This window comes from Rhizobium sp. NXC24 (genome assembly GCF_002944315.1).
Lineage (GTDB): Bacteria > Pseudomonadota > Alphaproteobacteria > Rhizobiales > Rhizobiaceae > Rhizobium.
This window is the reverse complement of sequence record NZ_CP024311.1, coordinates 3,231,729-3,243,433: the sequence shown is the minus strand read 5'-3', so window position 1 is coordinate 3,243,433 and position 11,705 is coordinate 3,231,729. Positions and strand designations below refer to the sequence as shown.

At 60.6% G+C, this 11,705-nt stretch carries 13 protein-coding genes; 5 read left to right on the top strand and 8 right to left on the bottom strand.

The genetic code is table 11. The annotated features are described in order from the left end of the window. Positions 1 to 163 precede the first annotated feature (163 nt). The 3 genes from NXC24_RS16010 (at position 164) to NXC24_RS16000 (ending at position 3,183) form a co-directional block, all read left to right on the top strand. Positions 164 to 964 (top strand): inositol monophosphatase family protein, encoded by an 801-nt coding sequence (locus NXC24_RS16010; protein ID WP_104824202.1) that lies wholly within the window; start codon positions 164 to 166, stop codon positions 962 to 964. 134 nt (positions 965 to 1,098) lie between these two features. Further along, entirely contained in the window at positions 1,099 to 2,148 is a 1,050-nt protein-coding gene (locus NXC24_RS16005; RefSeq protein ID WP_104824201.1) for a flagellar motor protein MotA, read from the top strand. Between the two features lie 3 nt (positions 2,149 to 2,151). Next, positions 2,152 to 3,183, top strand: coding sequence for a peptidoglycan -binding protein (locus tag NXC24_RS16000; protein ID WP_104824200.1), 1,032 nt, complete (start codon positions 2,152 to 2,154; stop codon positions 3,181 to 3,183). 3 nt (positions 3,184 to 3,186) lie between these two features. On the opposite strand, the gene NXC24_RS15995 is transcribed toward NXC24_RS16000, so the two are convergent. From NXC24_RS15995 to NXC24_RS15980, 4 genes are all read right to left on the bottom strand, one after another. Then, positions 3,187 to 4,434, bottom strand: a complete 1,248-nt coding sequence (locus tag NXC24_RS15995) for a DUF6596 domain-containing protein (protein WP_104825196.1) — start codon at positions 4,432 to 4,434, stop codon at positions 3,187 to 3,189. Positions 4,435 to 4,441: 7 nt separating this feature from the next. After that, complete coding sequence (locus tag NXC24_RS15990; protein ID WP_104824199.1) at positions 4,442 to 4,780, bottom strand: YciI family protein; 339 nt, start codon at positions 4,778 to 4,780, stop codon at positions 4,442 to 4,444. A 251-nt stretch (positions 4,781 to 5,031) separates the two neighbouring features. After that, positions 5,032 to 5,214: a YegP family protein gene (locus NXC24_RS15985; protein WP_104824198.1), complete on the bottom strand. Its 183-nt coding sequence runs from the start codon at positions 5,212 to 5,214 to the stop codon at positions 5,032 to 5,034. Between the two features lie 102 nt (positions 5,215 to 5,316). After that, entirely contained in the window at positions 5,317 to 7,119 is a 1,803-nt protein-coding gene (locus NXC24_RS15980; protein WP_104824197.1) for an ABC transporter transmembrane domain-containing protein, read from the bottom strand. A gap of 193 nt (positions 7,120 to 7,312) precedes the next feature. Between NXC24_RS15980 and rpmE the strand changes: the two genes are divergently transcribed. After that, complete coding sequence (gene rpmE, locus NXC24_RS15975; protein ID WP_104824196.1) at positions 7,313 to 7,534, top strand: 50S ribosomal protein L31; 222 nt, start codon at positions 7,313 to 7,315, stop codon at positions 7,532 to 7,534. Positions 7,535 to 7,721: 187 nt separating this feature from the next. Here the strand turns inward: rpmE and NXC24_RS15970 are convergent, their stop codons facing one another. The 3 genes from NXC24_RS15970 to NXC24_RS15960 form a co-directional block, all read right to left on the bottom strand. Then, a complete protein-coding gene (locus NXC24_RS15970; protein WP_104824195.1) occupies positions 7,722 to 8,237 on the bottom strand; it encodes a DUF1465 family protein in 516 nt (171 codons plus the stop codon). Between the two features lie 366 nt (positions 8,238 to 8,603). After that, positions 8,604 to 8,795, bottom strand: a complete 192-nt coding sequence (locus NXC24_RS15965; protein WP_104824194.1) for a DUF1192 domain-containing protein — start codon at positions 8,793 to 8,795, stop codon at positions 8,604 to 8,606. 27 nt (positions 8,796 to 8,822) lie between these two features. Further along, the gene (locus tag NXC24_RS15960) at positions 8,823 to 10,112 is read right to left on the bottom strand and encodes an MFS transporter (RefSeq protein ID WP_104824193.1); all 1,290 of its coding nucleotides are present in this window, start codon (positions 10,110 to 10,112) and stop codon (positions 8,823 to 8,825) included. 224 nt (positions 10,113 to 10,336) lie between these two features. Here NXC24_RS15960 and NXC24_RS35490 point away from each other — a divergent pair, with 224 nt between their 5' ends. Further along, the gene (locus NXC24_RS35490; RefSeq protein ID WP_199773484.1) at positions 10,337 to 10,498 is read left to right on the top strand and encodes a hypothetical protein; all 162 of its coding nucleotides are present in this window, start codon (positions 10,337 to 10,339) and stop codon (positions 10,496 to 10,498) included. A 48-nt stretch (positions 10,499 to 10,546) separates the two neighbouring features. On the opposite strand, the gene NXC24_RS15950 is transcribed toward NXC24_RS35490, so the two are convergent. Next, positions 10,547 to 11,467, bottom strand: a complete 921-nt coding sequence (locus NXC24_RS15950) for a PhzF family phenazine biosynthesis protein (RefSeq protein WP_104824191.1) — start codon at positions 11,465 to 11,467, stop codon at positions 10,547 to 10,549. Positions 11,468 to 11,705: the final 238 nt, after the last annotated feature.

The following is an 11,705-nucleotide window of genomic DNA, read 5'->3' as shown; positions in this document are numbered from 1 at the left end:
AGTCGGCTCGACGAGAAAACCAGGCCTTCCGCCTCGCTGTACTTGAAATTCCCCCGATTTTGTGGTCTTGAGGCCGCCAATCTTTATTGCGCTGCCGATCCCGCTCCGCCGGGGCCTGCTTTCGGGTCCGGTTAGTGCCTTCTATTTTACCCAAGGAAGCCCGATGGCCCGTTCTGCTCTTCTCAATGTCATGGTTCAGGCCGCCCTCAAGGCAGGCAAGTCGCTCAGCCGCGATTTCGGTGAAGTGCAGAACCTGCAGGTTTCGGTGAAGGGACCGGGCGATTTCGTCAGCCAGGCAGATCTCAAGGCGCAGAAGATCATCCATGACGAGCTGCTGAAGGCGCGGCCGACCTATGGCTTCCTCGGCGAGGAAAGCGAAGAGATCAAGGGCACGGACGGCGCGCATCGCTGGATCGTCGATCCGCTCGACGGCACGACCAATTTCCTGCACGGCATTCCGATGTTCTCCATCTCGATCGCGCTGGAGCGCAATGGCGAGATCGTCGCCGGCGTTGTCTTCAATCCGGCGACGGACGAGCTTTACACCGCCGAGCGCGGCGGTGGCGCCTTCCTCAACGATCGCCGCCTGCGCGTCGCCTCGCGTCGCGTGCTGTCGGACAGCGTCATTGGCTGCGGCGTTCCGCATCTCGGCCGTGGCAATCACGGCAAGTTCCTAGTCGAGCTGCGCCATGTGATGGGCGAAGTCGCCGGCATCCGCCGTCTCGGTTCGGCAGCACTCGATCTCGCCTATGTCGCAGCCGGCCGTTTCGACGGCTTCTGGGAATTGGGCCTGTCGCCCTGGGACATGGCGGCCGGTATCCTGCTGGTGCGCGAAGCCGGCGGTTTCGTCTTGGATTACGACGGCGGCACCGATATGCTCGGTACCGGCACGATCATCTGCGGCAACGAGCATATTCAAAAGGCGCTGGCCGAGGTCGTCAAGCGGCCTATCCCGACAAAATAAAGCTGATCTTTCAGCAACTGCCCTTCAGCAAAACAGCCTGTTGCCAATGGCTTGTTTTGTGTTTTCCGTCTCTTCAATTCGGCACAATGTTGCTCTAGTCTCCGCGGGCGGAGTATGCGGAGGCAAAGCGTGCGATGGAAAATGTGAATCTGGGGGATCTGGGGTCGACCGACAATGTGTCGGGCAGCTATACCTACAAGCTCTCCAGCCCGATGGCCTTCTTTTGGACGATGATCCTTTTCCTGGTCATCGTCGGTTTTATTGTGGCGATCCTGTTTCGCCAGGCTCAAGTCGCCTTCCTGCATAATCCCGGTCTCAACGGATTGATCCTTGGCGTGCTGGCCGTCGGCATTCTGCTGGTCTTCAATCATGTCCTGATGCTGAGGCCCGAAGTTCGCTGGTTCAATCATTTCCGCGCCGTCGGCAATGCTGCCGACAAGGTCGGCCGCAATCCGCGGCTTCTGGCGCCCATGCGGGCGCTCATCGGCAACCGTCGCGGCATGCAGTTGTCGACGGCGACGCTGCGCTCAATCCTTGATTCCATCGCCACCCGTCTCGATGAATCGCGCGACACTTCGCGCTATCTTATCGGTCTGCTCGTCTTCCTCGGCCTGCTCGGCACCTTCTGGGGTCTGATCGGCACGATCGGCTCGATCAACGATGTCATCCAGAGCCTCGATGTCGGCTCCGGCGACACCGGCGATATCCTTGGCGCCCTCAAGACCGGCCTTTCCGGCCCGCTGGTCGGCATGGGCACGGCGTTCTCGTCCTCGCTGCTCGGCCTTTCCGGCTCGCTTATCCTCGGTTTTCTCGACCTTCAGGCCGGCCGCGCGCAGAACCGCTTCTACACCGAACTGGAAAACTGGCTTTCCTCGGTTACCGATGTCGGCTCGGACATCTCTCCCGTGATCGAAGGCGCCAATGGCGCATCCTCCGAGGATGTGCGGGTGCTTTCGGAATACCTGCGCAAGATCGCGGAAGAAGGCGGCGGTGGCCAACGCTCGGTGACGGCGATGGCGAACCTTGCTGAGGGCATCCAGGGCCTGGTGAAAAACATGCGCAACGAGCAGCAGATGTTGCGCGACTGGATCGAGGCACAGCAGGAAGAAGCGAAATCGATGCGACGCACGCTCGACCGTCTCGCCGACCGGATCAGCCATACCGAAAAGACCGGGAGCAAGTAAATCATGGCGCTCGCGCGAAACAGTCGCCACAAGAGAACGGTCGACTATTGGCCGGGATTCGTCGATGCGCTCTCCACGCTGCTGATGGCGATCATGTTCCTGCTGACGGTGTTCGTCGTTGGCCAGTTCATTCTAAGTCGCGAGATTTCCGGCCGCGACGAGGTGCTGAATCGCCTCAATAGCCAGATTAACGAATTGACGCAGGCATTGGCGCTCGAAAAGAGCGGCAAGCAGGATCTCGAGGATTCCATCGCCAATCTGCAGGCGTCGCTTTCGGTGGCAGAGGGCGACCGCTCGCGTCTGCAGGCGCTGCTGGATGCCGGTTCCGGCAATAGCCAGGCCGCGCAGCAGAGGGTCGGCACGCTGACGCAGCAGCTTGACGACCAGAAGCAGGCGAGCGCCCGCGCTCTCAGCCAGGTCGATCTTCTCAACCAGCAGATTGCCGCGCTGCGCAGCCAAATTGCCGCTGTCGAGGCGGCCTTGCAGGCGTCGGAGGAGAAGGATCAGACATCGCAGGTGAAGATCGCCGATCTCGGCCGGCGGCTGAATGTGGCGCTGGCGCAGCGCGTGCAGGAGCTCAACCGTTATCGTTCCGACTTCTTTGGGCGCTTGCGCGAAATTCTCTCCGACCGCGACAATATTCGCATCGTTGGCGACCGCTTCGTCTTCCAGTCGGAAGTGCTGTTCCCTTCCGGTGCGGCTGATCTCAACCCGGACGGCCAGGCGGAGATGGCCAAGCTTGCGGCCGCGCTGATCGATCTTTCCAAGGAAATTCCGCCCGAGATCAACTGGGTGCTGCGCGTCGATGGGCATACGGACAATGTGCCGCTCTCCGGCAGCGGCCGCTATCCCGACAACTGGGCGCTGTCGTCGGCGCGCGCCATCGCTGTCGTCAAGTTCCTGATTGCCCATGGCGTTCCTGCGGACCGGCTCGTCGCCGCCGGCTTCGGCGAATTCCAGCCGATCGCTCCCGGCGATACGCCGGAAGCCCGCGCCACCAATCGCCGTATCGAGCTGAAGCTGACGGAGAAATAGTCGTCAATTCCTCTCGACCAGAATGGTATCGAGGCTTGCCTGCAGGAATTCTCGGACGGCAGAGCTGTGGCTCAGCCCAATCGCCGTGCGATAGGCCGTAACCGCGCTCTCCGTTTCTCCGGCTTCCGCAAGCAGATGGGCACGGACGGCCCAATAGGGCTGGTAGCTCAGGATATCGCTCTCAACCAACTGGTTCAGCTTCTGCAATCCCGCCATAGCCCCCTGCGCCCGGCCGATCACGGCGGCTTGACTCACGCGGGCGCCGACGGTCGGTTTCATCAGCACGAGTGCGTCATAGAGCTTTGCGAGCGCCGTCCAGTCGGTGACACCGGAGCGACGGCGTTCGGAATGGATGGACTGGATTGCCGCCTGGCATTGGAATGGGCCGAAGCGATCGAAAGTTCCCGCCTGCCACAGCAGGCTGTCGGCTTCGGCCATCATGATGGCGTTCCAGCGTGCGGTGTCCTGTTCGCCGAGCGGTACATAGCAGCCATCCGCATCCCGGCGGGCGGCACGGCGGGCTTCGCAGTAAAGCATCAGAGACAATAATCCGATCGCCTCCGGCTCCTGCGGTAGGGTGGCAAGCAGGGCGCGGCCGAGCCAGATGGCTTCGTCTGCCAGAGCATGCAGCTTGCCGTCTTCGCCATCGAGCCCGTCCCAGCCGAGGCCGGAGGCAGCATAGATCGCCGAGAGCACGCCCGTCAGCCGCTCCGGCAGCACGGAACGATCGGGCACGCTGAATGGAATATGCGCTTCGCGGATCTTGGTCTTGGCCCGAACTAGCCGCTGGCTCATCGTTTCCGGCGAGACGATGAAAGCCTGCGCTATGGTTCTGGCATCGATGCCGAGAACCGTCTGTAGCATCAGCGGTGTATGCACGGACCGGTCGATCGCCGGATGGGTGCAGGTAAACAGCAGCTTCAGCCGCTCGTCGGGGAAGGTGGGGCCATCCGCATTCATGCGCTCCTCCGCTTCCTCGAAAGCCAGAGTGATCGTATCGCGGGCGGCGGCCTTGACGTTTGCATGTCTTGCGGCGCCATAAAGATTGCGCCGCGCCGCGACCAATAGCCAGGCCTCGGGATTTTCGGGAATGCCGCGCGCCGGCCAAGCGCGCAATGCGGCTGCGAGAGCCTCGGACAGCGCATCCTCCGCCGCCGGCACATCGCCCGAGCGCGCCGCCAGGAAAGCGATCAACTTGCCGTAGGATTGGCGCGCCACCCGTTCCGTGGCGCGTCCAACGTCATGGTCCATGGCCATGTCACATTTGCAGACGCGGCCGCACTTCGACGGATCCCTTCTGGGAGATTGGCACGCGCACGGCCCATTCCAGGGCTGCGTCGAGGTTCGGCACATCGATCAGATAGAAACCGCCGAGCTGTTCCTTGCCTTCCGGGAAAGGACCGTCCTGCACATCATGGTCTTCGCCGCGGCGGCGGATGACCGTTGCGGTTTCCGGCTCGGTCAGCCCGGCACCGCCGGTCATGATGCCGGCCTGGACAAGCGCCTGGGTATAGGCGATCCAGCCGTTCTTATAGGCGGGATCCTCGCGCCGCTTAAAATCCTCGGCCGATTCACGGATGATCAAAGCATATTGCATGGGGAAACTCCTGCTCGCTGTGTTGGCGGTAAGCCGGACTGGACGCTGCATCTAAAGAGCAAATGCCAAGATGTGCAACGCCGCCGGCGAAACGGCTTCATGCCCGTTCCGATACTATGAGACGCGAGCGAGGCTGATTTCGACAGGCCGAGCAGATTTTTTCGAAATTTTTTGATGGGCAAACGAAAACGGCCGGCGCGCCCGAAGGCAGCCGGCCGTAGAGGCTGTATAGCAGCGCTCGACGCGAAGTCTTAGGCGGCGGTCTGGTCGTCGATAGCGGCGGCGCCGACATGGGACTTGATCGATTCAATAGCGTGGAGGGCCGAAGCCTTCGCCTTATAGCCTTCGGAGGCAAACATGGTTTCGCCGTTCGAGGCCTTGAAGCGGAAGCGGAATTCGCCAGCCTTGTCCTTGTAGACTTCAAATTTATACATGGTTCCCGTCTCCTAGAATCGCGTCAGCGCGAGATAACGGGAAAAATCTAGCGCAACTTTAAAGCTATTTCCACCTGTTGTATTCGGCTTGCCCGATCCCCGTTATTTGACTGCGAGCATGCGGTCGTCGATGCCGGCGTCGAATTGCAGCCGCGCCAGCTTGGCGTAGATGCCGCCGTGATGGATCAGGCTTTGGTGCGTGCCTTCTTCGACGATGCGGCCTTGATCGAGCACAAGGATGCGGTCGGCCTTCAGAACCGTCGCCAGGCGATGCGCGATGACGAGGGTGGTGCGCGTTTCCATCAGGCCATCGAGGGCCCTTTGCACCAGCGTCTCGCTCTCCGCATCGAGCGCCGATGTCGCTTCGTCGAGCAGCAGGATCGGCGCATTCTTCAGGATGGCGCGGGCAATGGCGATGCGCTGGCGCTGTCCGCCGGAAAGGGTAATGCCGCGCTCGCCTACCTGTGTGTCGTAACCCTTGTCCAGGCGCGAGATGAATTCATCCGCCTGGGCGGCGATCGCGGCGGCGCGGACCTCGTCGCGCAAGGCTTCGGGGCGGCCGAAGGCAATATTGTCGTGAATCGAGGCGGCGAAAATGGTCGTGTCCTGCGGCACGATGGCGATGCGGTCGCGCAGGGCGTCGGGCAAAACGCGACGAGCGTCAATGCCGTCGATGGCGATGCTACCCTGCTGCGGATCGTAGAAGCGCAGCAACAGCGAGAAGACCGTGCTCTTGCCGGCACCGGAAGGACCGACGATCGCCACCGTTTCGCCCGGCTGAACGGAAAGCGACAGGCCATGCAGCGCTGATTTGCCCGGTCGGGACGGATAGGAGAAATGCACGTCGGAGAATTCCACCCGACCCTGCGGCGGCTGGGGAAGGGGCAATGGATTGGAGGGGGCGGCGATCGGCGAGACTTCGGCGAGAAGTTCGCCCAGGCGATCGGCTGCGCCTGCGGCCTGCGATAGCTCGCCCCAGACTTCCGACAGCGAGCCGAGCGACGTGCCGGCAATGACGGAGTAAAGGAGGAACTGACCGAGCGTACCCGCCGACATCGTTCCGGCGAGAACATTTTGCGCACCGACCCAAAGCACGGCGACGATGCTGCCAAAGACCATGGTGATGGCAAATCCGGTCAGCAGCGAGCGGGATTTGATCGCGGCGCGCGCCGCCTGATAGGCATCCTCGACCGCGGCGCCATAACGCTGCGCTGCCGCCGCCTCGCCGTTAAAGGCCTGGATGGTGCGGCTGGCGGCGATGGTCTCGTTGGCATAGGCGGATGCATCGGCAAGCGTATCCTGCGCGGCGCGCGAGCGCTTGCGCACGGAGCGGCCGAAGCTGACAAGCGGCAGCACGATGATCGGGATGGCAATCAGCACGATGCTCGACAGCTTCGGGCTGGTGATGATCATCATGCCCACGGCGCCAAGACAGAGAATGAGATTGCGCAGCGCCACCGAAGCCGTTGCGCCGACGGCGGACTTGATCTGCGTCGTGTCGGCCGTCAGCCGCGAGACGATCTCGCCGGATTGATTGACATCGAAGAAGGAGGGCGACAGCCGCGTCACATGATCGAAGACCTCGCGGCGCATATCCGAGACGATGCGCTCGCCGATGGTGATGACAAAATAATAGCGCAACGCGCTTGCGATCGCGAGAATGACGGCCATCGCCATGATCGCGGCGAAATAGCTGTCGATGAGACCGCGATCGGACTGATCGAAGCCATGGTCGATCATGCGCCGGACGGCTAGCGGCAGGGCGAGAGAGGTGACGGCAGCAACGACCAAGGCGATCAGCGCCCCCAGCACCATGCCGCGATAGCGCCTGAGATAGGGTGCCAGCCGTCCAAGCGGCCGAATGGATTTGCGCTTTTTGTCGTCTGCCTGGCCCGTCTCTGACAAGTCGTCTCCAATCCCCATATCAGCAAGGGACTTCGCTCTTTCGCCCCTTGTTATCCTTGCCGCCTTCATGTATAGGCACGCCATCTTAATTGGAAGCCGTGGCCTCAATCGGACTGCGGCTTCATTTATTCAATCGGTTCGGTTGCCGCAATGGCTTGCGACAAATGGACCCTGGCATGACAGGAAGATTGTTATGAAGGCCAACATCCATCCCGACTACCACACCATCAAGGTGGTCATGACCGACGGCACCGAATACGAAACCCGCTCGACCTGGGGTTCGGAAGGCGCTGTCATGAACCTCGAAATCGACAGCAAGTCTCATCCGGCTTGGACGGGCGGCAACCAGCAGCTCATGGACCGCGGCGGCCGCGTTTCCAAGTTCAACAAGCGTTTCGGCGGTCTCGGCATCTAATCGCTTCGCGATCTGGTGTTTTGAAAAGAGCCCGGCTTTGCTGGGCTTTTTTGTTGTCTTGATGCGATGCTCTTCGTAGAGCGGTCGCTTCTCAGGCTCATCGCCGCTATCATCTCAGACCGAACAAAATAAAACCGGCCGTGCGAAACACGGCCGGTTTTATTCGTCAGCTATAAGCTATCGAAACTCAGTTCGTCCCAAAAGCCGTCTGCAGCAGGGTGAGCTGCGCTTTGACGCTGTTCTGGTTGTCCGGAACGATCGGAGCTTCCGTCGGGCGATAGATTTCGCGGTCGAGCAGGGCGACGCGGTTCTGAAGGCGCAGCGAGCGCTCGACGAGATCGCGGAAGGATTCCGGAAGGTCGTTCCAGCCCGGAGCATTGCGGTCGACGTTGAAGCCGTCGAGGCGAACCTTGTTTTTTTCGGCCAGCACCTGATCGCGCGACATTTCGCCGTTGTTGACGGCGCGCTGCAGCAGCAGCCACGAGGCCATCTGCATCAGGCGGGTGGTCAGCCGCATGGATTCGGCGGCGTAGAGCACGGAGGCCATGCGCGGCAGAACCTTGGAGGCTGCCCGACCCTGGCCGTCGAGATAAGCGGCGGTTTCTTCGACCAGCGACATGCCTTCCGAATACAGCGTCCTGAACTGCGCCGACGAAGCTGCGTGGCCAGCAAAGCTGATCGTGTTCAAACCAAGTTCCGACATCGAAGAAATCCCTGCTAACGCAACACTTTTGTTCAGGAAAAGCCGGTGAAGTTCAGAAGAACTCTCGGCGTCCGTTCTTATGACTTCAAGATGGTGGTTTTAACTGAAATTCGCAAGGCGATTCTTAAGAAAGGGTTAATCTCCACAGTTTCCTCGGGAGCGCCGTGTCAAGGCGAAAAAGAAGAGCCGCAAACGCGGCTCTCAAGGTAAAACAGGGAGAAAAATCAGACCAATTCGCCAAGTGGAGGAACTGTCTGAGTCCAGAGCAAATCTGGATGGTCATAGTAATATGTCGTAAAGCTTAATATTCCGTTGAGCATGCCTCTATCTGTACTTCAATCACACAGGTTTGCGCCGATGGCAGGCTTACGAGCGGAACAGGTTTTCGGCCGCCTGACGGCCGGATGCCTTAGTGGCAATCTCCGCTTCCAGCCGGGCGATCTCCGCCTGCATCAGCGCGACGCGTGCCTTGAGCTCGTCGACGGAAAGCAGCGACAAATCGCTGCCGATTTCATGGGCGGACGGCTTTTTCGGGCGGTCATCATCGAAGATGCTCATTCTGTTTCCTCCTCGTCACTCCCCGGCTCATGTGCCGTAATTTACCGTCATATCGTCCTTTTTCGAAGCCTCACTTTTCGAAGCCTCGCTGCGCGCCAACGACATGCTTTCCGGCGTGATCATCTGCGCATTCGCCGAAGGCATGTTGGTGTAGGCGTCGCGATCGCTCGCGGGCTTGGCGGCGCGCATGCGGCTGCGGAAGATCGCGTAGCTGGTGATCAGCACATGCGCGACCGCGGTGACGAAGAACAGTGCGTAGGGACCGATGGAGGACATGACCGGGCCACTCAGCGTCGGGCCGATGATCGTGCCGATGCCGTAGAGCAGCAGCAGGCCGCCGGAGACTTTGACAAAATCCTCGGGCGCGGCGAAGTCGTTAGCATGAGCGACGGTGATCGGATAGAGCGTGTTGGCGACGGCGCCATAGATGACCACCATGCCGATCAGGAAATAAGGACCGGCTGGCTGCAGCAGGAAGAGCAGCAGCCCGTCGATGGCGGCGACAGCGGCCATGCCGGCCAGCACGTAGCGGCGGTCGATGCGGTCGGAAAGGCGCCCGGCCGGAAACTGCATCACGGCACCAGCGAAGATGGTCGAGCTCATCATCAGCGCGATATTGCTGTCCGAGAGACCGGCATTGGCGCCGAAGACGGCGCCGAGCGTGCCATAGGCACCATTGGCAATGCCGACCAAGAGGATGCCGATGGAGGCGACCGGCGAGTTGCGGTAGAGCGCCTTCAAATCCAGGCTGACGGCCTTCAGCGGCTGCGGCGAGGCAGCGGTCGAGAGCGTCGTCGGCAGCATGGCGATGCAATAGCAGATGCCGCAGCACATGAAGAGGATCGGCGTGTGGATATCTGCAAAGGGGATCATCATCTGGCCGGCAACGGCGCCGATCAAGGTAATGCCGATGTAAAGCGAGAAGATCGCGCCACGGCTTTCATTGGTGGCACGTTCATTGAGCCAGCTTTCGATGATCATCGAGGTGCCGGCGGTGCAGAAACCGGTGACGGCCCGCAGCAGCACCCACCAGGTCGCGTCGACGATGATGCCGGTCAGCAGCGCGATGATGGCGATGACGGAGATGAAGCCGGAAAAGGCGCGGACATGACCGATGCGCCGAACGAGTTTCGGCGCGGTCAGACAGCCGAGCACGAAGCCTGTCGCCCAGGTCGTGCCGAGCAGACCGAGCGTCGTGGTGGCGTAGCCCTCGGCCGTGCCACGCACCGGTAGAAGCAGGCTGTGCAGGCCATTGCCGGTGAATAGGAAGAGCGTACCGAAAAGCAGGGCAAGAACGGGTAAAATATTTCTCTTCATGTTCCTACTTTCATGCGGCTCCACTTAGAGAACCGATAAGGCAGAACCAAGCCCTGCCAGTTTTCACTATTGATTGTGCCCCGGATTGCCGCTATCGGCGTTAAGAAACAGTCTGTTGGCGCGGAAAAATGTCCGTCCTATGACGATTAGAGCATGATCATGAAAACTGCGCAGTGGTTTTTGATGAGGCTATGCTCACTCTTGCGCAAACGGGGAAAAATACCGTGACAAAAGTGATCGCGGTGCTGCTGTTGCTTGCCATGGCGGTGCAAATCATCAAGCCGCTCGGGCTGCCCGGCCTCAAACGGCGTGCCGATTTCTGGAAGATCGCCGTGATAGCCTTTGCAGCCTGGACGATCGCCTTGGTCATCAACGAGACGTTTTAAGGCATTGCAGGCCGGGATTGAGGCCTTCGGAGGATCGTGCGGGGCGCCTTAAAGCAGGATTTCGCCGCGCATGACATGGACGCTGCTACCCGACAGCAAGACTTCGTTTACCGTGCCGGAAGATTTCCGGACTTCGACACCGATGACGCTGCGTCTTCCCATTTCCACGCCCTGCTCGATGGTGATTTTCACCTCCGCATCCTGTGCCGGCAACAGGGAGGTCAGGTAGGCGCCGAGTGCAGCGGAGGCGCTGCCGGTCGCCGGGTCTTCCGTCACGTTGTCCATGGGCGCAAACATGCGCGCGCGGATATGCCACGGGTTTTCGGCCGAGCGCACGTAGAGAAAGAGCGAGAAGCCGGTCTTGTCCAGCTTGTGCCGGGCAGCCGCTTCGACAAAGATCGCCGCATTCGGCCACGCTTTTCCAAGCGTTTCCAGGCTGTCCAGTTCTGCGAAGGCGAAAGGCAGGCCAACGGAGGCGAAGGTCGGGGCGTGCGTTATCGTGCGGATCGATTGCGGACCGACCTGCACGCAGCGGGCAATCAGTTCGGGGGCAATCGTGTCGCCGACCGTCAGCTTTCCCGGCGCACGGATGCTGGCGCCTGTGATGTTACCGCCCTTGCGCAACAGCGTCACCTCAACCAGCCCGGCATCCTCTTCGAAGATCAGCCTGTCGCCCGCGGGCTTTCCGAAGATTTCCTGTTGTTGTCCGAGAACGAAAGCGGTGCCGACATTGGGATGGCCGGCAAAGGGGATTTCGGCCGTTGGCGTGAAGATGCGGACGCGCGCGGTATGATCCGGGTTCTCCGGTGGCAGCACGAAGGTCGTTTCCGAATAGCCGAACTCGGCTGCGATCTTCTGCATGGCGTCGCTGCTCAGGCCGCCGCGGGCATCGGGAATGACGGCCAGCGGATTGCCGACGAAACGTTCCAATGTGAAGACGTCGACAGTGACATAAGCGACGGTGTTCATGGCGGCTCCCAGAGTATTGATCGAACTGCGAGGATTTAGCCGCGGCTCGGGCGAGCCTGAAAGCGGGAACTTGTGCCGGTGACAAGTTCTTCGCCGTGGAGCGGGCCTCAGCCATCATTTACATTATTCATGAAGGCTTTCGAGCGGCGTGATGGATTCCATCGATATGCGGGATTAGCTTCGTCTGTATAAAATCACATAGCTAGGATGAAGCGGGATCTACTTCTGCGAAGTTACC